General features: G+C 67.5%; 14 protein-coding genes. 5 read left to right on the plus strand and 9 right to left on the minus strand.

All coding sequences use genetic code 11. The features are described from left to right. Positions 1 to 353: 353 nt before the first annotated feature. Both ABZO33_RS26250 and ABZO33_RS26255 read left to right on the plus strand, forming a co-directional pair. A complete protein-coding gene (locus ABZO33_RS26250) occupies positions 354 to 905 on the plus strand; it encodes an isochorismatase family protein (protein ID WP_414538424.1) in 552 nt (183 codons plus the stop codon). Then, positions 902 to 1984: a DUF1615 domain-containing protein gene (locus ABZO33_RS26255; protein WP_414538436.1), complete on the plus strand. Its 1083-nt coding sequence runs from the start codon at positions 902 to 904 to the stop codon at positions 1982 to 1984. The genes ABZO33_RS26250 and ABZO33_RS26255 overlap by 4 nt, the downstream gene beginning before the upstream one ends. A 69-nt stretch (positions 1985 to 2053) precedes the next feature. Here ABZO33_RS26255 and ABZO33_RS26260 read toward each other — a convergent pair whose 3' ends face one another. The 9 genes from ABZO33_RS26260 to ABZO33_RS26300 form a co-directional block, all read right to left on the minus strand. After that, positions 2054 to 2923 carry a metal ABC transporter solute-binding protein, Zn/Mn family gene (locus ABZO33_RS26260; protein WP_414538425.1) on the minus strand — a complete coding sequence of 290 codons (870 nt, stop codon included), beginning with the start codon at positions 2921 to 2923 and terminating at the stop codon, positions 2054 to 2056. Beyond that, positions 2920 to 3819 (minus strand): metal ABC transporter permease, encoded by a 900-nt coding sequence (locus tag ABZO33_RS26265; RefSeq protein ID WP_414538426.1) that lies wholly within the window; start codon positions 3817 to 3819, stop codon positions 2920 to 2922. The genes ABZO33_RS26260 and ABZO33_RS26265 overlap by 4 nt, the downstream gene beginning before the upstream one ends. Continuing rightward, on the minus strand, positions 3819 to 4565 hold the full coding sequence (locus ABZO33_RS26270) for a metal ABC transporter ATP-binding protein (RefSeq protein ID WP_414538427.1): 747 nt from the start codon (positions 4563 to 4565) through the stop codon (positions 3819 to 3821). Before ABZO33_RS26270 ends, ABZO33_RS26265 begins: the two co-directional genes overlap by 1 nt. Then, positions 4562 to 5473, minus strand: coding sequence for a metal ABC transporter substrate-binding protein (locus ABZO33_RS26275; protein ID WP_414538428.1), 912 nt, complete (start codon positions 5471 to 5473; stop codon positions 4562 to 4564). Before ABZO33_RS26275 ends, ABZO33_RS26270 begins: the two co-directional genes overlap by 4 nt. 10 nt (positions 5474 to 5483) lie before the next feature. Further along, positions 5484 to 6053 (minus strand): DUF6162 family protein, encoded by a 570-nt coding sequence (locus tag ABZO33_RS26280; protein WP_414538429.1) that lies wholly within the window; start codon positions 6051 to 6053, stop codon positions 5484 to 5486. After that, positions 6050 to 6367, minus strand: coding sequence for a hypothetical protein (locus ABZO33_RS26285; RefSeq protein ID WP_414538430.1), 318 nt, complete (start codon positions 6365 to 6367; stop codon positions 6050 to 6052). The genes ABZO33_RS26280 and ABZO33_RS26285 overlap by 4 nt, the downstream gene beginning before the upstream one ends. Then, positions 6364 to 6900, minus strand: a complete 537-nt coding sequence (locus tag ABZO33_RS26290; protein ID WP_094012606.1) for a thiamine pyrophosphate-binding protein — start codon at positions 6898 to 6900, stop codon at positions 6364 to 6366. The genes ABZO33_RS26285 and ABZO33_RS26290 overlap by 4 nt, the downstream gene beginning before the upstream one ends. Beyond that, positions 6897 to 8081, minus strand: coding sequence for a PepSY-associated TM helix domain-containing protein (locus ABZO33_RS26295; RefSeq protein ID WP_414538431.1), 1185 nt, complete (start codon positions 8079 to 8081; stop codon positions 6897 to 6899). Before ABZO33_RS26295 ends, ABZO33_RS26290 begins: the two co-directional genes overlap by 4 nt. 114 nt (positions 8082 to 8195) lie before the next feature. Beyond that, complete coding sequence (locus tag ABZO33_RS26300; protein ID WP_414538432.1) at positions 8196 to 9389, minus strand: PepSY-associated TM helix domain-containing protein; 1194 nt, start codon at positions 9387 to 9389, stop codon at positions 8196 to 8198. A gap of 237 nt (positions 9390 to 9626) precedes the next feature. Between ABZO33_RS26300 and ABZO33_RS26305 the strand changes: the two genes are divergently transcribed. From ABZO33_RS26305 to ABZO33_RS26315, 3 genes are all read left to right on the plus strand, one after another. Further along, positions 9627 to 10610 carry a TauD/TfdA family dioxygenase gene (locus ABZO33_RS26305; protein WP_414538433.1) on the plus strand — a complete coding sequence of 328 codons (984 nt, stop codon included), beginning with the start codon at positions 9627 to 9629 and terminating at the stop codon, positions 10608 to 10610. A 136-nt stretch (positions 10611 to 10746) separates the two neighbouring features. Next, the gene (locus ABZO33_RS26310) at positions 10747 to 14151 is read left to right on the plus strand and encodes an amino acid adenylation domain-containing protein (protein ID WP_414538434.1); all 3405 of its coding nucleotides are present in this window, start codon (positions 10747 to 10749) and stop codon (positions 14149 to 14151) included. Beyond that, positions 14148 to 20875: amino acid adenylation domain-containing protein (locus tag ABZO33_RS26315; protein WP_414538435.1), on the plus strand; the 6728-nt coding region annotated here is incomplete at its 3' end. The genes ABZO33_RS26310 and ABZO33_RS26315, both read left to right, overlap by 4 nt.

Genomic DNA, 20875 nt, shown 5'->3' on the forward strand with positions numbered 1-20875 from the left:
CCCTCACTCCGGCCTTGCTCCCGGGAGGACCGCGCTGAACGCCCCATCCTGGGGCGCAGCGCTTGACGGGCATCCATGCCCGTCACCTCCCTCCGCAAGACCTGCGTTCGGCCTCCTGAAGTCGCGAAGTTACGGGCGGCGCCTGGACTAGCGCAGCTGTCGCTAGCTGGGTAAGGCGCTAGACTCCTGATCGGCAACGGCAACGGCAACGGCAACGGCAACGGCAACGGCAACGGCAACGGCAACGGCAACGGGCAACAGAACCGCAACGGCAACCTGCCCAGGCGCTGCTTTGATTGACGTCATCCCGCGCCTGGGTAAGGCTAGCCTTTTCCCCAGGCATGAGGCTGACAATGCTGATCGATCCTCGCAAGGCCACGCTGTTGGTCGTCGATATCCAGGAAAAGCTCATCGGCGCGATGAGCGACCCCGAGGGCACTGCGGCCCGCGCCCGCTGGCTGCTGGCGGCAACCGCCGAACTCGAGCTGCCCACGGTGATCTCCGAGCAATACCCCAAGGGCTTGGGCTACACCCTGGCCGCCCTCAAGGCCGCGGCGCCAGCCGCTGAGGTCGTCGAGAAAATGCACTTCTCCTGTGTCGCCGCCGAGTGCCTGCCCCCCAGCCTGCTGGCGCGCGAGCAGGTCATCGTCTGTGGCATGGAAACCCATGTCTGCGTGCTGCAGACCGTGCTCGGCCTGCTGGCCCTGGGCAAGCAGGTGTTCGTGGTCGAGGACGTCTGCGACAGCCGCACCCCGGCCAGCAAGGCGGCGGGCCTGGCGCGCATGCGCGATGCCGGGGCGCAGGTGGTCACCCGCGAGATGGTGCTGTTCGAAGTGCTGGGCAGCTCCAGCCATCCGCTGTTCCGCCAGATCAGCAAGACCTACCTGGTGGGGGAGCAACCCTGAACGGGCGTCTGTTGGCCTTCGGGCTGCTGGCGCTGGGCCTGCTGCAGGGCTGCGCCGGGCGCCGCGAAGAGGCGCCGGAGGCCGACCCGGCCAAGGTCCGCGCCCAGCTCATGCGCCTGCTGCCGGCCCAGGTCAAGGACCGGCAGGGCTGGTCCGAGGATATCCAGGTGGCGCTACAGGCCCAGGGCATCAGCCCGAGCAAGAGCAACCTGTGCGCCGTGCTGGCGGTGACCGAGCAGGAGTCCACCTTCAATGCCGATCCCCAGGTGCCGAATCTGGGCCGTATAGCCCGTGAGGAGATCGACCGCCGGGCGGCTCGGCTGCATGTGCCCCGGCTGCTGGTCGATGGCGCCCTGAGCACGCCTTCGGCCAACGGCAAGACCTACCAGCAACGCCTGCTCGCCGTGCGCAGCGAAAAGCAATTGAGCACCCTGTACGACGAGGTGATCGATGGCCTGCCGCTGGGGCGTTCGCTGCTGGGCGGGCTGAACCCGGTGCGCACCGGCGGGCCGATGCAGGTCAGCGTGGATTTTGCCGAAAAGCACGCCAAGGGCTATCCCTACGACCACCCGGGCAGTATTCGCCAGGAGGTGTTCAGCCGCCGTGGCGGGATGTACTTCGGTATTGCCCATCTGCTGGGTTATCCCACCCATTACCAACGCCAGCTGTACCGCTTCGCCGACTTCAACGCCGGCTGGTACGCCAGCCGCAACGCCGCGTTCCAGGCAGCGCTGAGCCGGGCCAGCGGGGCGTCGCTGGCGCTCGACGGCGACCTGATCGCCCCCGGCGCGATCATGCCCGGCACCACCGAGCAGGCGGCGCGCAAGCTGGGGGCGAAGCTGGGGCTGCGTAATCCGCAGATCAGGGCGCAGCTGGAGAAAGAGAACGACTTGGCGCTGGAGGAGACCGAGCTGTACCGCAAGGTTTTCGCCTTGGCCGAAGCCAAGGCCGGCAAGCCCTTGCCAAGGGCGGTACTGCCGGGGATCGAGCTGAAGAGCCCGAAGATTACCCGCAAGCTCACCACGGCGTGGTTTGCCGGCAGGGTGGATGAGCGTTATCAGCGCTGCATGAAGCGCTGAAGCTGTCGTTGCGTGGGAGCGGGCTTGCCCCGCGATAGGGCCGGCATTGCAAGCCCGCTCCCATGGTGATCAGCCCTGACCGAGCGCGTTGACCACCTGCTCGACACTGGCCTTGAGCCCGGCCACGGTATCTTCCGCGTCGCTCTCCAGCACCAGCAGCTTGGCCCCGGCGGCGACGACCACTTCGGCCACCTTGGCATCCGGCTGGCGATGGTGCAGCACCAGGGCCACGTCCTGCGCCTTGAGGTTGTCTGCAAGCGCCTTGAGCGCCGCCTCGTCCCACTTGTCGTCGGCCGGCAGCGCCTGGTCGACCACGTCCAGATTCAGCCCGCTGGCCAGGTAGCCCAGGCGTTCGGACAGGCTGACCACGGTCAGGTTGTCGACCTCGGCCAGGCGCGTCTGGCTGCTGGCGGTCAGCTCCAGCATCTGCCGCTTGATGCCGGCCAGGTTGGCCTGGATCTTCGCTTTGTCCGCTGGCGAAAGGCGCTCCAGGTCATTGGCCACCACGTCGGCCATGCGCCCCAGGTTGGTCGGGTTGAGCCAGGGGTAGGCGGCGAAGGCTTCGTCGCCCTTGACCGCGATGCCGGGCAGGGCGCCGTCCACCGGGCGGGCGGCGTCGATCTCGACGATACGGATGTTGCTGCGCCGGGCCATGGGGTAGAGCGGGTCGTCGCGCCAGATCGAACGCACGCCGATCACCGCGTCGGCCTTCAGCGCCACCTTCTGCAGGCTGGCGCCGCCGCGACCGCTGAAGTACGACGGCTGGCGGCTGGCCGGCAGGTTGGCCGGGGCGGCGCGCTTGAGCTGCACCGAGGTGCCGTCGAGCAAGGCGCTGGCCAGGCTGTGGGTCACCGGCAGGGTGGTCAGCACTTCGGTGGCGCCCGCCAGCAGCGGCATGCCGCTCAGGGCCAGGGCCAGGGTGAGTTTCTTCAGGGTCATGCCGGGTTTCCTTGCAGGCGTGGGACGAGGGCGCGGGCCAGGGCGGCGAGGGCGAAGCAGATCCCGGCGACCAGGATGATCGCCGCGCCCGAGGGCACCGGCAGGTCGAAGACGATCGGCAGCAGGATGCCGAGCAACGTGCTGAGGGTGGCGATGATCACCGAGACGAAGAAGAAACCCTTGAGCGACTGGCTGACCAGCCGCGCCGCCGCCGCCGGGATCACCAGCAAGGCGCCGACCAGGATCGCCCCGATCACCTTGACCGAGGCCACGGTGACCAGGGTCACCAGCACCACGAACAGGTAGTCCAGGGTCTTCACCGCCACCCCGCGCACCGCCGCCAGCTGCGGGTTGAAACTGGCCAGCATGATGCGGTTGTACAGCGGTAGGGCCAGGGCCAGCACCAGCACGGCGACGATGCCCAGCACCAGCAGGTCCTGGGCGCTGACGGTGAGTACCGAGCCGAACAGCACGTTCTCCAGGATGTGCACGTTGATCTTGCCGGCCAGCATCAGCAACAGGCTTGCGCCCAGGGCCAGCGACACCGAGAGGAACACGCCGATCAGGGTGTCCGGCGACAGGCCGGTACGGTTGCGCAGGAAGTTGAGCAGGATGCCGAACAGCAGGCAGTAGCCGAACAGGCTGCCGTAGGGGCCAGTGTAGGGTTCGCCGAGCAGGATGCCGATGGCCACGCCGGTGAGCGCCGCGTGGCCGACCGCCTCGGAGAAGAAGGCGAAGCGCTTGACCACCACCAGGGTGCCCAGGCCGCCGAGTACCGGGCCGATCATCAGGCCCGCCAGCAGGGCGTTGACCACGAAGCCGTAGGCCAGCGCCTCGGGCAGATAACCAGCCGTGGCCCAGTCCTGGACCAGCTGGCGGAAGGTTTCGAAACTCATCAGGCAAGGCTCTCGCTGCGCGGGTGGACGGAGAACAGCCCGAGCAGGCGCTCGGGGGTCAGGGCCTGGGCCGGTGGGGCGTCGAACAGCACCTGGCGGCTCAGCCCGGTGACGCGGTCGGCCAGGCGCAGCACCGCTTCGAGGTCGTGCTCGATCCACAGTACGGTGGTGCCGGCCTGGCGCCAGCCGTGCAGCAGTTGTTCGAAGACCTGGATACCGGCTTCGTCGAGGGCCGACATCGGCTCGTCCAGCACCAGCAGCTGCGGTTCGGGGATCAGCCCCTGGGCCAGTAGCACGCGCTGGCGCTCGCCGCCGGAGAGGGCGCCCATGCGCCGCTTGCGCTTGTCGAGCATGCCCACCCGCGTCAGCGCTGCATCGATCGCCGGGCGCACGCGCCGCGACAGGCCGAGGAACGCCGGGCGGCGCTGGCACATGGCGGCCATGAAGTCGTCCACGGTCATCGGCAGGCCACGGTCAAACTCCAGAGCCTGGGGCACGTAGCCGATCACCTCGCGCTCGCCGGGCCAGTGCAGGGTCAGCTGGCCCTGGTGCGGCATCTGCCCGAGCAGGGTCTTGATCAGCGAGCTCTTGCCACCGCCGTTGGGGCCGACAATGGCGTGCACGCTGCCTGGCGCCACGCTGAAGCGCACGTTTTCGAGGATGCGCGTGCGGCCGAGGGTGAGGTCGATACCGTCGAACTCGATACGCGGCCCGCTGGCGGCGGTGAGGTTGGCCGCGGCGGTCATGTGCGGTTCTCCTGGATGGCCTGGACCACGGTGTCGAGGTTGCGCTTCATCTCCACCTCGTACTTTTCCTTGGTGTATTCGCCATAGGAAATGTGCGTGAGCGGGTAGATGCGCACGCCGGACTCGCGGTGGATGGTGTCGACATAAGCCGAGGGGAAGTCCATCTCCGAGAAGATCACCTTCACGTCCAGCGCCTTGAGCTGGTCGATGGTCTTCTTCAGTTGTGCCGGGCTCGGTTCGATGCCATGGGCAGGCTCCACCACGGCGGTGACTTCCAGGCCGAAGTCACGCACCAGGTAGTCGTAGGCGGCGTGGATGGTGGCCACGCGGAAGGTCGCGTCCGGGGCCTGGGTGACCTTGGCCAGGGCCTCGGCACGCAAACCACGCAGGCGCTTGGCGTAGGCCCGGGCATTCTGCGTGTAGAACTTGGCGTTGTCCGGATCGAGCTTGCCCAGCTCGCGGGCGATGTTGTTGACCTGGGCGATGGTGGCGCTGATCGACAGGAAAGTGTGCGGGTTGACCACCTTGCCGGCGCCGCGGGCGGCGATGCCGGTGGCCGCCAGCAACGGCACGTTGGCGTTGGACTCGATGGTCTTGATGTCGGGCTTTTCGCTGGCGGCGATCATGCGGTCGGCAAAGTCGTCGTGGCCGACGCCGTTGAGCACGATCACGTCGAGGCTACCGATGCGCTTGATGTCCTCGGCGCGCGGCTCGTAGGCGTGCGGGTTGAAACCGGCCGGGATCAGCGGCACCACTTCGGCCTTGTCGCCGACGATGTTGCTCACGTAGCTGTAGTAGGGGTGCAGGGTGATGCCGATGCGCAGCGGCTTGCCGTTGTCGGCGAGGGCCAGGGCGGGCAGGGCGCAGGCCAGGAGCAGCGCCAGGGTGCGGCGGACGAAGCGAAGCATGGGCAGGTCCTTAGTGACGGTGTTGGCGGGTGACCCCGGCGTCGTAGTGGGTGACGATCTGCTGCCAGCCGGCGGCGATCAGCGCGTCGTCGCCGAGGTCATCCGGGGCCACGGTGCTGCTGTCGCGGCGCAGCCAGACATCAGGCTGGGTTTCGTTGCCCGGAGGCAGGATCAGCAGGATGCTGCCGGCCACCGCGGCATCCTGGCTGCGGCCCAGGTAGGCACCGTTGGCCAGCAAGGACCACTGGTGGCTGCCGCGGCTCTTGCTGCTGGCATCATTGACGAACGGCGGCAATCCTTCGTCGGCCAGGGCCTGGGCGTCCGGGGCGACACCGTTGTCCTCGCGCAGTGCGCGGATCTCCTCGACGGCCACCCACAGGTCGGTGTGGATGCCCTGTTCGGCGGCATTGAGGTCGCGGCGGGCGTCGAGCTGGTGGGCGGCGATGGGCTGTTCATCCTCGCGCTCGCCGCGCACGGCCACCACGCTTGCGGCCAGCACCACGATCAGCACGGCGGCCAGCAGCACGTAGAGGGTCTCGTGCCCGGCGCCGGCCGGGCGCACCACCTGGGCGCGGCTCATGGCGCACCGATGTCGGCGTGGTCGACTTCCACCACGTGGCCGGGGCCGGCATCGAACAGCACGTAGAACTCGCCTTCGGGGCGCTTGAAGGTCAGGGTCGAGTCACCGCCGAGCTTGCTCGCCACCAGCACCTGCTCGTCGTAGCCGATCACGTCCAGGGTCACCCCCGGGGCGCCGCTACCGTCGGAGAAACCACCCTTGCAGGTGATCTGCTCGCCGTGCTCGGTGCACTCGCACATGGGGTTGTGCGCCAGCGCCGGGGTGGCGGCCAGGGCCAAGAGGGGCAGGGCCAGCCTGCGCATCAGCTGTTTCATTTGTTGCCTCCTTGTTTTTCAAGCCAGGCCGCGGTGGCGGGGGATGCCTTGGCCAGCGGCACCGAGGCCTGGTACATCTTGCCGTCCCAGCCTTCGATGGTGATCCAGATGTCGGCGTCTGGGCGGGTACGCGGCGGGATCGGCAGCGAGGTGCCCATGCGCGCTGGCGCGCCGAAGAAGATCGTGCCGGCGGCGCGCAGGCTGCGCGGCTTGCCTACCCGCAGGTAGATGGCCTTGGCGCCGTCGTTGCAGTTGCCGCAGGCGGCGTTGAAGGCCTTGAAGTAGCCGGCCGGGCCTTCGGCACGCGGGGCTTCGTCGCGCAGCTCGGCCAGGTCCAGGGTCCAGCGCCCGACCTGGACGTCCTGGATGATGTTGGCGCCCAGGCCGCTGTCGCCGCGGAACAGGCTGGCGTCGGCGAAGTACTTGGGCATGAAGCCCAGCGGCACAAGGATCAGCAGGATGTTCAGGTGGAAGCGCCATTTCAGCCACAGCTGCTTCAGGCCGCTCGGCGGCAGGGTGTCGGTCTGGCTCAAGAGTGGGCCTCCAGGGTGATTGGGCGCGCCGGGCGTTCGCCGCGCTTGAGGGCGGCGCGGGTGGCCTGGGTGGTGCGTTTGGTCCAGATCAGCAGGCCGCTGAACACCATCAGGGTCAGTACCAGGCCGAAGAAGAACCAGATCAGCTTGATCGCCAGGCCACCGAAGTCACCGGTGTGCAGCGGGCGCATGGACTCAGTGACGAACTCCAGGGCCGAGCGGTCGCCGAGCAGGAACTGGGCGTCGACGTTGCGCGTGTAGGGGTTGACCTCGGCGGTCTGGAACATCAGCGGGTACCAGCCGCGGCCGCCCATGCTGTAGTGGCTGTAGGCGGTGGCGGGCAGCGAGATGAAGCTGACGTCCAGGCCCGGGACCGCCTGGGTGGCAATGCGCGCTGCCTCGTCCAGGTCTATCCGCGGCGCCGGGCTGCCGTCGGGGGTCTGCGGGACCTGCTGGCGGGCGATCACCGGGGTGACGGGCTCGCTGGAAATGGTCACGTGGTTGTCGCCGAGGATCGCCTGGATCAGGAACCAGGTGCCGGTGATGGAGATCACCGCGATGAACCAGATCGACCACACACCGGCCAGGCGGTGCAGGTCGCCCCAGAAGATCCGCCGGCCATGGCCGGTGCGCACGGGCTTGAAGAAACCGCGCCAGAACTTCTTGTACACCACCAGCCCGGTGACCAGCGAGGCGAGCATCGGCAGCCCGAGCAGCGACACCAGGTACCAGCCCCAGCTATAGCCATTGGTGAAGGGCACCAGCCACCAACCGTGCAGGGCGCGGGTGAAGGCCTCGAAGTCGAAGTCCGGGCGCTGCCCTTGGATGGCGCCGGTGTACGGGTTGACGTAGAGCAGCGCGTTGGTGCCGTCGGCGCGGGTCACCGAGGCCTGCAGGGCGAAGTGCGAGCCGTCCGGCTGGCTGAAGAAACGCACCGCCAGGTCCGGTTCGGCCTTGTGCATGGCGTCGAGCACCTGCTGGTAGCTCAGGCGCTGGCTGGCGTCGTCGGGCTTGCTGGCGCGCACGTCGGCGTTGGCCAGCCAGACGATTTCCTGGCTGACCACCGCGAGCATGCCGGTGAAGCAGACGATCAGGACGAAGAACCAGATCGGCAGGGCAAGCCAGCTGTGCACCAGAAACCACAGCTTGGAATTGGATTTCTTTCTCGATTGTCGGGCCATCGGTCGGTCTTCTGCATAAAAAAATACGGTCGAGTCTGTGCTCAACCTGGAAGGCTGCATAAGTAAGGACGAATGAGAATCAGAAAGCTGCCAAGTCAAATGAAAGAAAATGTTTCAAGAACTGGTCGTGACCTCCGTCGGAACTGGTGCCTTGGCCGTGCGCGCCTGCTTTTGGCTGCGCTTCAGGGCATTGGCGGTGGCCAGGGCGGTACGTTTGCTCCAGATCAGCAGGCCGCTGAGCACCATCATGCTCAGCAGCAGGCCAAAGAAGAACCAGATCAGCTTGGTGGTCAGGCCGGCGAACTCGCCGGTGTGCAACGGGCGCATGGACTCGGTGACGATTTCGACCGCCTTGCGATCGCCCAGCAGGCGGCTGGCTTCCATCTTGCCGGTATAGGGGTTGATCTCGGCTTTCTGGTACACCAGTGGATACCAGCTCATGCCGCCGATGCTCAGATGGGCATAGGCGTTGCTGGGGAAGCCGACATAGTCGACGGTGAAACCCGGGATTTCGCGCTGGGTGATCCTGACGGCCTCGTCCGGGCTGATCATCGGCGTCGGGCTGCCGTCGGCGGTCAGCGGCACCGTCTCCCTTGCCACCACCGGCACGATGGGCTGGCTGGAGATGGCGATATGGTTGTCGGCGAGCAGGGCCTTGACCAGGAACCAGGTACCGGTGATGGAGATTACCGCGATGAACCAGATCGACCAGATGCCGCTCAGGCGGTGGAAATCGCCCCAGAAGATCCGCGCGCCCTGGTTGAAACGCAGGGTCGGTTTGAAAAAGCCCTTCCAGAAGCGCTTGTAGATCACCAGCCCGGTGACCAGCGAAGCGAGCATCGGCAGCCCGAGCAGTGACACCAGGTACCAGCCCCAGCTGTAGCCATTGGTGTGCGGCACCAGCCACCAACCGTGCAGGGCGCGGGTGAATTCCTCGAAGTTGAACTGTGGCGGCACGCCCTGGATGTGGCCGGTGTAGGGGTTGACGTAGACCCTCAGGGTGCGGCCGTCAGGGTAGGTGACATCCGACAGCATGGCGAAGTGCGACTCGCTCAGGGTCATCAGGCTGGCCACGGCGATGCCGGGCTCGTCGCGCTGCATGGCCACCAGCAACTCGTCGTAGTTCAGTCGTCGGGCATCATCCGAAGGCGGATTGGCGCGGGTTTCCGGGTTGGCCAGCCAGACGATCTCCTTGCTGATCACCGCCAGGGTGCCGGTAACGCAGACGATCAGCACGAAGAACCAGATGGGCAGCGCCAGCCAGCTGTGCACGAGGAACCAGATTTTCGAGCGGGACTTTTTCGACATGGGGTACGCAGTGTCAATGGCGAATTCAGGGGCGGATTGCCCGGCCGTATCAGAAAGAGACGCATGAGCAGGGCAAAACCTGATGGGGTAATTGCAAGCAAGTGTTTCCAGGTTGCCCTGCCTGTTGCTACACAGGGACTAATTTGCCTGCGCCCCGATACGTCCCCCTATCACCGGATGCGAGCGTGCCCCTGGGCCGTCGCTCCCTTTTCCTTAGGTGTGTACAGGAGGCCCGTCATGGGTGTTGCTGTGGGATTTACAGTGCGTCCGCTATTGCCGGAGCAGGGACGTTTGCCATTGCTGGTGGAGGCCGGTGACGACGATACCAGCCTGCTGGACGTGTTCGATGAGCTCAAGGCGCTGGTGGACGAGCACCTGTTGCGCGATGGCGGCATCCTGTTCCGAGGTTTCCGCCTGGAGGGCGCCGAGCAGTTCCGTCAGTTCGCCGCCAGTTTCGGCCATCCGCTGCTCAACTACGAGTTCGGCTCCACGCCGCGCACCAACGTCACCCAGGGGGTCTACACCTCCACCGAGTATCCGGCGCACCAGCACATTCCGCTGCACAACGAGCAGGCCTACTCCCGCGACTGGCCGATGAAGATCTGGTTCTACAGCATGATCGCCGCAAAGTCCGGCGGCCAGACGCCGATTGCCGACAGTCGCGAGGTCTACCGCAAGGTGCCGGCGCACATTCGCGAGCGCTTCGTCAGCAAGGGGCTGATGTACGTACGCAATTTCGGCAACGGGCTGGATGTGTCCTGGGAGGATGTGTTCAATACCGAGGACCCGCAGGAGGTCGAAGCCTACTGCATGGCCCACGGCATCACCTGTGAATGGAAGGACGACGGCGAGCTGCGCACTCGCCAGGTATGCCAGGCGGTGGCCGAGCACCCGGTCACCGGCGACAAGGTCTGGTTCAACCAGGCACACCTGTTCCATATTTCCAACCTGCCGCCCGAGGTGCGGGAAAGCCTGCTGGACATCGTCGACGAGGAAGATCTGCCGCGTAACGTCTACTACGGTGACGGTTCGCCCATCGAGGATGAAGTGCTCGACGAGATCCGTGCGGTGCTCGAGGACTGCAAGATCAGCTTCCTCTGGCAGGAGGGTGACGTGATGATGCTCGACAACATGCTCGCCGCCCATGCCCGCGCGCCGTTCGAAGGCCCGCGCAAGGTGATCGTGGCGATGGCCGAGGGGCACTCGCTGGACCAGGCCTGACCTGTCGACGCTGGGGCTGCCGCGCAGCCCCAGGCTTTTCAGGCTCGATACCCGCTAAATCATCCCCCCGCCCATTCGTTCTTGTTGATGCGCCCGGACCTTCCGGTTGCGCCGCCGATCAGCAAGGACCCCACACATGAATGCCGCAGACGCCCAGAAACTTTCCCGCCGTTTCATCGAGTTGCCCTTGGACAAGCGTCGCTTGTTCCTCGAAGGGATGCGACGCGAGGGTATCGATTTCGCGCAGTTGCCCATGTCGTCCTGTGTCGGCCTGAGCGAGCGCGACGGCCTGTCCTACGCCCAGCAGCGCATGTGGTTCCTCTGGCAGCTGGAACCCCACAGTGCCGCCTACAACCTGCCGATGGCCGTACGCCTGGAAGGTGAGCTGCAGGTGCAGGCGCTGGAGCGGGCCTTCACCTTGCTGGTCGGCCGCCACGAATGCCTGCGCACCACCTTCGCCCAGGACGGCGAGCGCGCCGTGCAGCGGGTGGCCGAGCCCGCGCCGGTAGGCATCCAGCTGTTCGACCTGGCCGATTTGCCCGAAGCCACGCGCTGGGAGCGCGCCCACCAGCAGATGGCGGCCCAGGCCACCCAGGCCTTCGACCTCGAGCGCGGCCCGCTGTTCGGCATCGCCCTGCTGCGCCTGGCGCCCCAGGAGCATGTGCTGCTGCTGACCTTGCACCACATCATCGCCGACGGCTGGTCGATGAACGTCCTGATCGACGAATTCATGCGCAGCTACGACGCCCTGGTGGCGGGGCGCGAGCCTGCGCTGGCGGAAATCAAGGTGCACTACCGTGACTACGCGCTGTGGCAGCGCAGCTGGCTGGAAGCCGGTGAGCGCGAGCGCCAGCTGGACTACTGGCGCGAGCAGCTGGGCGATGAGCATCCGTTGCTGGAACTGCCGACCGACCGACCTTACCCGGCCCAGCCCAGCCATCTGGGCGAGCGCCTGGAACTGGTGCTCGACAGTGGCCTGCGCGAAGATCTCAAGCAACTGGCCCAGCAGCACGGCGTAACCCTGTCCACGGTGCTGCTGGCGGTGTTCAAGACCTTGCTGCACCGCTACAGCGGGCAGGCCGACATCCGCGTCGGCGGCCTGATCGCCAACCGCAACCGCAGCGAAACCGAGGGGCTGGTCGGCTTCTTCGTCAACACCCAGGTGCTGCGCAGCCAGTTCACTGCGCAGACGCCGTTCAGCGAGCTGCTGCGCAGCCTGCACCAGGCCTCGGTCGGCGCCCAGGCGCACCAGGACCTGCCGTTCGACGCGCTGATCGAAGCCTTGCAGCCCCAGCGCAGCCAAAGCCACACGCCGCTGTTCCAGGTGATGTTCAACCACCAGCCGCTGGTCACCGACCTCCAGGACGTGCGCCTGGACTGCGGCCTGCGCGTGGGCTACCTGAGCGCCGAGCAACTGGCCGGCAGCCGCCGCCAGCACGCCGCCACCAGCGACCTGATGCTCGACACCCGGGAGGAGGGCGAGCAGGTATTCGCCGCCTTCACCTATGCCACCGATATCTTCGATGAGGCCACCATCAGTGCTCTGGCCGGGCACTGGCGCAACCTGCTGCGCGCGGTGTGCAACGACCCGCGCCAGCGCCTGGGCGAGCTGCCGATGCTAGCCGCGGCCGAGCGCCAGGCGTTGCTGTGCCCGGTGGCCGATGTGGCACCGTGGGTGCCGGTGCAGCGCCTGTTCGAAACCCAGGCTGCGCGCAGCGGCGAGGCGCTGGCGCTGATCCTGGCCAATGGCGCCGAGGCACCGTCGATGGGTTATGCCGAGCTCAACGCCCGGAGCAATCGCCTGGCGCATTTCCTGCGTCGCCAGGGCGTTGGCCCCGACAGCCTGGTCGGCGTGGCCCTGGATCGCTCGCTGGACCTGGCTGTGGCCCTGCTGGCCGTGCTCAAGGCCGGTGGCGCCTATGTGCCGCTGGACCTGCAGGCCCCGGCCGAGCGCCTGGGGCATGTGCTCGAGGACAGCGGCCTGCAGTGGCTGTTGACCACTTCCGCGCAGCTGCCTGGACTGCCTGCGCGGGAAGCAGTGCGTTGCCTGTGCCTGGACCAGCTGGCGCTGGCGGACGAGCCGGTCGCTGACCTGCCGCTGACCGTCGTGCCGGATAACCTCGCCTATGTGATCTACACCTCCGGCTCCACCGGCCGGCCCAAGGGCGTGGCGATCAGCCACGGCGCCCTGAGCGAGTTCATCGCCCGCGCCATCGACTACAGCGACCTGCGCGAAGGCGACCGGGTACTGCAGTTTGCCACCAGCAGCTTCGACGGCTTCGTCGAGCAATTCTTCCCGCCGCTGTGCCATGGCGCCTGCGTAGTGCTGCGCGATACCCGCCTGTGGGACAGCGCCGCCCTGCAGGAGGTGCTGATCGAGCACGGGGTGACCCTGGCCGATCTGCCGGCCGCCTACTGGTACTGGCTGGTGCAGGACTTCGCCGCGCGTCCGCCGGCCAGCTACGGCGCGCTGCGCCAGATCCACGTCGGCGGCGAGGCGATGGCGGTGGACGGGCTGCGCCTGTGGCAACTGGCAGGGCTGGGTCATGTGCGCCTGCTCAACACCTATGGCCCGACCGAGGCCACGGTGGTCTCGACCATTCACGACTGCACCGGGCTTGGCCATGATGCAGTGTCCTGGCGTGGCATCCCCATTGGTCAGGGCCTGGCGCAGCGTCGCCTGTACATCCTCGACGATGACCTCGAATTGCTGCCCCAGGGCGCGGTGGGCGAGCTGTACATCGGCGGCCCGGGCCTGGCCCGCGGCTACCACGGCCAGCCGTCACTGACTGCCCAGCGCTTCGTCGCCGACCCGTTCGCCCAGGGCGAGCGTCTGTACCGCACCGGCGACCGCGCGCGCCTGGGCGCCGATGGCGCCATCGAATACATCGGCCGCGTCGATCACCAGGTCAAGGTGCGCGGTTTCCGCATCGAGCTCGGCGAGATCGAGGCGCGCCTGCAGCAGTGCCCGGGGGTTCGTGAAGCGGTGGTGCTGGCCCTGCCGATGACCGGCGGCCTGCAACTGGTGGCCTATGTGGTGCCTGACGCGGCCGAACAGGATGCTGCCGAACAGGCCCGTTTGCGCCAGCAGGTGCGCAGCCTGCTCAAGGCCCGCCTGCCCGAGTACATGGTCCCCGGCCACCTGCTGCTGTTGCCGCGCCTGCCCCTCACGCCCAGCGGCAAGCTCGACCGCAAGGCCCTGCCGGCGCCGGATCCGAGTGCGTTGCAGGCCGAGTACCGGGCGCCGCAGAGCGCCATCGAACAACAACTGGCGCAGATCTGGATGCAGGTGCTGAACGTGCCGAAGGTCGGCCTGGACGATCACTTCTTCGAACTTGGCGGGCACTCGTTGCTGGCCGCCCAGGTGCTGGCGCGGATCAAGGACCAGCTGGGCCTGGTGCTGCCATTGCGCAGCCTGTTCGAACAACCGGCGCTGGGTGACCTGGCCGCCGAGCTGGCCCGGCTGCAGGGCGGCGATACGGATGACGACTGGTCGGATATGGACGCGTTTCTGGGTTCCTTGGAAGGGGTTGAGGCATGAGTGGCAACATGGCGGTACGCATTGCTAAACGGTTCGTCAGCCTGCCCCTGGAGCAGCGTCGGCAGTTCCTCGCCAAGCTGCGTGAGGACGGCAAGGACTTCAGCCTGTTGCCGGTGGCCGAGTCGCGGCACGACTTCGCCAGCATCCCCTTGTCGTTCGCCCAGCAGCGGCTGCTGTTCCTCTGGCAGCTGGAGCCGCACAGCGCGGCCTACAACATGGCTGCAGGCCTGCGCCTGAACGGTCGGCTCGACGTGTCGGCGCTGCAGCGCTCATTCGACTACCTGGCGACGCGCCACGAGGCGCTGCGCACGGTGTTCCAGGTCGAGGGCGAACAGCCGCGCCAGGTGATCCTCGAGCATCTGGCCGTGCCCCTGGAGCAGGTCGACCTCACCGCCATCGCCACTGACCTGCGTGAGGCCGAGCTGGCCACGCGGGTGCGCGAGGCCAGCCACCAGCCGTTCGACCTGCTGCACGGCCCGCTGCTGCGCGCCACCCTGTACCGGCTGGCGGCCGAGGACTATGTGCTGCTGGTGTGCATGCACCACATCGTCTCCGACGGCTGGTCGATGGACGTGATGGTCAAGGAGTTCGTGCACAGCTACCAGGCGTTCAGCCAGGGCCAGGCGCCGCAATTGCCGGCGCTGGCGGTGCAGTACGCCGACTACGCCATCTGGCAGCGCAGCTGGCTGGAGGCCGGCGAGGGCGCGCGCCAGCTCGACTACTGGCGCCAGCAGCTGGGCGATGAGCAACCGCTGCTGGAGGTCGCCGCGGACTACCCGCGGCCACTGACCCAGAGCTTCGATGGCCAGACCTTGGTCTTCGATTTCGGCGTCGAGCTGTCTCGACGCCTGGGCGGCTATGCCCGCGCCCAGGGCATGACTCTGTTCATGCTGGTGCTGACCGGTTTCTCGCTGTTCCTCTCGCGCCAGGCCGGGCAGCGCGATATCCGCATCGGCGTGCCCAACGCCAACCGTGGCCGCGCCGAGGTCGAGGGGCTGATCGGCTTCTTCGTCAACACCCAGGTGCTGCGCTGCCAGGTGGACGAGCGCCTGAGCTTCGATGACCTGCTGGCCCAGGTGCGCGAAGCGGTGCTCGGCGCCCAGGCGCACCAGGAATTGCCGTTCGAGCAACTGGTGGATGCACTGGTGCCGGAGCGCAACCTCGGCCACAACCCGTTGTTCCAGGTCAAGTTCAACCAGAACGTCGGCATGCAGCGCCAGCGCTCGCTGGCCTTGCCGGGCCTGAGTGTCGCCGAGTACCCGCTGGACAAGGTCGGCACCCACTTCGACCTGGCGTTGGACATCACCGACGACGGCCAGCTGATCCATGGCGAAATGACCTTCGCCAGCGACCTCTACCAGCGTTCGACCGTCGAGGCCTTCATTCCGGCCTTCATCGAGTTGCTGGGCCAACTACTCGACGCCCCGCAGCTGCCGCTGCACCGCCTGGCCGCGCCGCTGCGCAGCGAGCAGGCGCCGCAGCGCGAAGTGCCGGCGCTGGTGCTGCAACAGTGGCAGCAGCAGGTGCACCGGCAGCCCGAGGCGCTTGCCGCTTGCAGCCTGGAGCACAGCCTGAGCTTCGCTGCCCTGGACCAGGCCGCCAACCGCCTGGCCCATCACCTGCAACAACAGGGTGTGGTCAGCGGCCAACCGGTCGCGGTGCTGATGGAGCGCTCGCTGGACTGGCTGGCCTGCATGCTCGGTATCCTCAAGGCTGGCGCCGTGTACATGCCGCTGGACACCAAGGCGCCTGAAACGCGCCTGCGCCAGATGCTCGACGCCGCGCAGGCCAAGGTCCTGCTGTGCGCCGCTGGCGATGCGCGACTGGCCAGCCTGGCCGCCGCCGACCGCCTGGCCTTGGCCTATGCGCCTGAACAGTGGCAGGACCTGCCGGCCAGCGCGCCGGCCGTCACACTCTGGGCCGAGTCGCCGGCCTATGTGATTCACACCTCCGGCTCCACCGGCCAGCCCAAGGGCGTGCTGGTCAGCCATGGCGCCCTGGCCAGCTACGTCGCCGGCCTGCTCGAACGCCTGGCGCCGGCGCCAGAGGCGAGCATGGCGCTGGTCTCGACCATCGCCGCCGACCTGGGCCACACCGTGCTGTTCGGTGCCCTGTGCGCCGGGCGCCTGCTGCATGTACTGCCCGAGGCGCTGGGCTTCGACCCGGACGCCTTCGCCCGCTACATGGCCGAACACCAGGTCGGCGTGCTGAAGATCGTCCCCGGCCACCTGGCGGCGTTGCTGCAAGCCGGCAACCCCGCCGATGCGCTGCCACAGCATGCACTGATCGTCGGTGGCGAAGCCTGCACGCCAGCCCTGGTGGAGCAGGTGCGCCGGCTCAAGCCGGGCTGCCGCCTGATCAACCACTATGGCCCGAGCGAGACCACGGTCGGCGTGCTGACCCATGAAGTGGCCAGCCTTGCCGAGGGCGCCCGCGCTGTGCCGGTGGGCGAGCCCTTGCCGGGCGCCCATGTGCTGCTGCTCGACGATGTGCTCAACCCGGTGGCCGACCAGGTCGCCGGTGAGCTGTACATCGGTGGCGCCAGCGTGGCCCAGGGCTACCTGGGCCAGCCGGGCCTGACCGCCGAACGCTTCCTGCCGGATCCGACGCGGTCTGGCCAGCGCCTGTACCGCAGCGGCGACCGGGTGCGGCGCAATCGTTCGGGCCAGGTGGAATTCATCGGCCGCGCCGACGACCAGGTCAAGGTGCGCGGTTATCGCGTCGAGCCGGCCGAGGTGGCGCGGGTGCTGCGGGGGCTGGACGGGGTCGCCGAAGCGGTGGTCCTGGCGCAGCCGGTGGAGGGCGATGAAAGCCGTCTGCAGCTGGTCGGCTGGTGCGTGGGCCAGGGGCTGCAGGGTGAAGCCTTGCGCCAGCAACTGCAGGAGCGGCTGCCGGACTACATGGTGCCGGCGCAGGTCCTGGTCCTGGAGCGCCTGCCGCTGACCGCCAACGGCAAGCTGGACAAGCGCGCCTTGCCAGCGCCGGGTGTCGCCCGGCGTCAGTACACGGCGCCGGTCGGCGAGATCGAAGAGGCCCTGGCCGCGATCTGGGCCGAGGTGCTCAAGCTCGGCCAGGTCGGCAGCACTGACAACTTCTTCGAGCTGGGCGGTGACTCGATCCTCAGCCTGCAGATCATCGCCCGGGCCAAACGCCAGGGCATCAAGCTCAGCCCCAAGCAACTGTTCGAGAAACAGACCATCGGCCAGCTGGCGGCGGTGGCCAAGCGCATCGAGAAAAAGGCCGCAGCGGTCGAGCAGGTCAGCGGCACGCTGGCGCTGCTGCCGATCCAGGCGCGCTTCTTCGAAACCGCTATCCCCGAGCGTCAGCACTGGAACCAGGCGCTGCTGCTCAAACCGACCCAGGCCCTTGGCGCAGACCACCTGCAAGGCGCATTGCAGGCGCTGGTCGCTCAGCACGATGCCTTGCGCCTGCGTTTCACCCAGGGCGAAGCCTGGCAGGCCGAATTCCAGCCTGCCAAGGCCGATGACATTCTCTGGGTTCGTCAACTGAGTGACCTGGCCGAGCTGCCGGCGTTGGCCGAGCAGGCCCAGCGCAGCCTGGACCTGGCCCAGGGGCCGCTGCTGCGGGCGCTGCTGGTAGAGCTGCCTGAAGGCCAGCAGCGCTTGCTGCTGGTGATCCACCACCTGGTGGTCGACGGCGTGTCCTGGCGGGTACTGCTGGAAGACCTGCAACTGGCCTACACGGCCCTGGCCGCGGGCAAGGCCGTGACGCTGGCAGCCAAGAGCAGCTCGCTCAAGGCCTGGGCCGAGCGCCTGGGCGCCTATGCCCGCAGCCCGGAACTGCTGGGCGAGGCCGACCACTGGCTGCACGGCCTTGAAGCCACTGGCGGCGAGTTGCCCCGCGATAACCCGGCGGGCGCCCAGACCAACCGTCACCTCACCCATGCCTCGTCGCGCCTGGACGCAACCTTGACCCGCAAGCTGCTGCAGGTGGCCCCTGCGGCCTACCGCACCCAGGTCAACGACCTGCTGCTGGCGGCCCTGGCACGGGTACTGTGCGACTGGACCCGAGAGGATTCGGTACTGATCCAGCTCGAAGGCCACGGCCGCGAGGACCTGTTCCCGGAACTGGACCTCAGCCGCACCCTGGGCTGGTTCAGCAGCCTGTTCCCGGTACGCCTGACGCCGGCCCAAGGCCTTGGCGCGGGGCTGTGCGCGATCAAGGAGCAACTGCGTGCGGTGCCGAACAAAGGTATCGGTTATGGCGTGCTGCGCTACCTTGGCGAGCCCGACATGCGTGAGCGCCTGCGGGCGCTACCGCAGCCACGGGTGACCTTCAACTACCTCGGCCAGTTCGACGGCAGCTTCGCCCAGGCTGAGGGTGCACTGTTCACCCCGGCCAGCGAGGGCAGTGGCGCCACCCAGGACCTGGACAGCCCGCTGGGCAACTGGCTCGGTATCAACGGCCAGGTCTACCAGGGTGAGCTGGAGCTGGACTGGAGCTTCAGTCGCGAGGTGTTCCGTCCAGAGACCATCGAGGCCCTGGCGCGGCGCTACGAGCAGGTGCTGGCCGAGCTGGTCGAGCACTGCGCCCAGGCGCCGCACCAGGGCGTCACGCCATCGGACTTCCCGCTGGCCGAGCTGACCCAGGCGCAACTGGATGGCCTGCCGCTGGCGGCCGGGGAGATCGAGGACCTCTATCCGCTGTCGCCGATGCAGCAGGGCATGCTGTTCCATAGCCTCTTCGAGCAGGACGCGGGCAACTACATCAACCAGCTGCGCGTGGATGTTCGCGGGCTGGATCTGGCGCGCTTCCGCGCGGCCTGGCAGGCGGTGGTGGACAACCACGAAGTGCTGCGCAGCTGCTTCCCGCAAGACCTGCCGCTGCCTGTGCAAGTGGTGCGGCGCCAGGTGCAGGTGCCGTTCGTCGAGCTCGACCAGGCCCAGGATCCGGACGCCGTGGCCCAGGCCGAGCGCCAGGCCGGCTTCGACCTGGCCAGCGGCCCGCTGCTGCGCCTGACATTGATCCGCACGGCTGACGGCGGCCATCATCTGATCTACACCAGCCACCATATCCTGATGGACGGCTGGAGCAGCTCGCGCCTGCTCGGCGAGGTGCTCCAGCGTTACAGCGGCGTCGCTCCGAGCGCCAGGAACAGCCGCTACCGCGACTATATCCAGTGGCTGCAAGGCCAGGACCAGCAGGCCAGCGAAACCTTCTGGCGCGCCCAGGTAGCCGAGCTGGACGAGCCAACGCGACTGGTCCAGGCGTTCAAGTCCTCGGCCCAAGGGCAAGGTCATGGCAGCCTGGCGCTGCGCTTCGAGCCGCAACAGACCCAGCAGTTGGCGGACTTCGCCCGGCAACAGCGGGTTACCCTCAACACCCTGGTCCAGGCCGCGTGGCTGCTGCTGTTGCAACGCTACACCGGGCAGTCCAGCGTGACCTTCGGCGCCACCGTGGCCGGCCGCCCGGCGGAGCTCGCGGGCGTCGAGGAGCAACTGGGGCTGTTCATCAACACCTTGCCGGTGGTCGCCAGCCCGCGCCCGGAACAGACCGTGGGCGATTGGGTGCAGCAGGTGCAGGCGCTGAACCTGGCCCTGCGCGAGCACGAGCACACGCCGTTGTACGAGATCCAGCGCTGGGCCGGCTGGAGCGGCGAAGCGCTGTTCGACAACATTCTGGTATTCGAGAACTACCCGGTCGCCGAGGCGCTGCAACAGGGCGCGCCGCAAGGCCTGCAGTTCGGCGAGGTGCAGAACCAGGAACAGACCAACTACCCGTTGACCCTGGTGGTGCAGGTAGGTGAGCGCCTGGAGGCGAGCTTCAGTTTCGCTCGCCAATGCTTCAGCGAACTGGCCATCGACCAGTTGGCGGGGCACTTCCAGCACCTGCTCGCGGAGTTGGCGGCCGATGGCCAGCGTGCCCTGGGCGCGCTCAGCCTGCCGGTGGAAGACCTGCAGGTGGTTGCCAGCTATCCAAGTACGGCTTGCACTCAGGAGCTGATTGAAGCACAGGCGGCGCGCACGCCTGAGGCGATCGCCGTAACCTTCGCCGGGCAGGCGCTGAGCTACGAACAGCTCAACCGCCGCGCCAACCGCCTGGCGCACAAGCTGCGCGCCGAGGGCGTGGGGCCGGATGTGCTGGTGGGCATCGCCGTGGAGCGCGGTTTCGAGATGATCGTCGGCTTGCTGGCGATCCTCAAGGCCGGCGGCGCCTATGTGCCGCTGGACCCGGAGTACCCGCAGGATCGCCTGAGCTACATGATGGAAGACAGCGGCATTCAGTTGCTGCTGACTCAAGACCATTTGCTGGCCGGCCTGCCGGTGCCGACGCATGTGCACAGCCTGTCTCTCGAAGATGATCTGGCTGGCTACAGCGACGAGAACCCCGAGCACCTGACCCAGCCGGATAACCTGGCCTATGTGATCTACACCTCGGGCTCGACCGGCAAGCCGAAAGGCACGCTGCTGCCGCACCACAACCTGCTGCGCCTGTTCAAGGCCACCGATGCCTGGTTCGGCTTCGGCCCGCAGGATGTGTGGACGCTGTTCCACTCGTACGCCTTCGACTTCTCGGTGTGGGAGATCTTCGGCGCGCTGCTGCACGGTGGCCGTCTGGTGATCGTGCCGCGTGAAGTGACCCGTTCGCCGGAAGACTTCCATCAGCTGCTGGTGGAGCAGGGCGTGACCGTGCTCAACCAGACTCCATCGGCGTTCAAGCCGCTGATGCGCGTGGCCTGTGACAGTGCCTTGGATCTATCGCT

The organism is Pseudomonas sp. CAM1A, assembly GCF_047501685.1.
Classification (GTDB): Bacteria; Pseudomonadota; Gammaproteobacteria; order Pseudomonadales; family Pseudomonadaceae; genus Aquipseudomonas.

Excerpts from the sequence above, each read along its gene's own strand:
- ABZO33_RS26250 (WP_414538424.1), top strand. The coding sequence starts at position 354 with ATGCTGATCGATCCTCGCAAGGCCACGCTGTTGGTCGTCGATATCCAG.
- ABZO33_RS26260 (WP_414538425.1), bottom strand. The coding sequence starts at position 2,923 with ATGACCCTGAAGAAACTCACCCTGGCCCTGGCCCTGAGCGGCATGCCG.
- ABZO33_RS26265 (WP_414538426.1), bottom strand. The coding sequence starts at position 3,819 with ATGAGTTTCGAAACCTTCCGCCAGCTGGTCCAGGACTGGGCCACGGCT.
- ABZO33_RS26270 (WP_414538427.1), bottom strand. The coding sequence starts at position 4,565 with ATGACCGCCGCGGCCAACCTCACCGCCGCCAGCGGGCCGCGTATCGAG.
- ABZO33_RS26275 (WP_414538428.1), bottom strand. The coding sequence starts at position 5,473 with ATGCTTCGCTTCGTCCGCCGCACCCTGGCGCTGCTCCTGGCCTGCGCC.
- ABZO33_RS26280 (WP_414538429.1), bottom strand. The coding sequence starts at position 6,053 with ATGAGCCGCGCCCAGGTGGTGCGCCCGGCCGGCGCCGGGCACGAGACC.
- ABZO33_RS26285 (WP_414538430.1), bottom strand. The coding sequence starts at position 6,367 with ATGAAACAGCTGATGCGCAGGCTGGCCCTGCCCCTCTTGGCCCTGGCC.
- ABZO33_RS26295 (WP_414538431.1), bottom strand. The coding sequence starts at position 8,081 with ATGGCCCGACAATCGAGAAAGAAATCCAATTCCAAGCTGTGGTTTCTG.
- ABZO33_RS26300 (WP_414538432.1), bottom strand. The coding sequence starts at position 9,389 with ATGTCGAAAAAGTCCCGCTCGAAAATCTGGTTCCTCGTGCACAGCTGG.
- ABZO33_RS26305 (WP_414538433.1), top strand. The coding sequence starts at position 9,627 with ATGGGTGTTGCTGTGGGATTTACAGTGCGTCCGCTATTGCCGGAGCAG.
- ABZO33_RS26310 (WP_414538434.1), top strand. The coding sequence starts at position 10,747 with ATGAATGCCGCAGACGCCCAGAAACTTTCCCGCCGTTTCATCGAGTTG.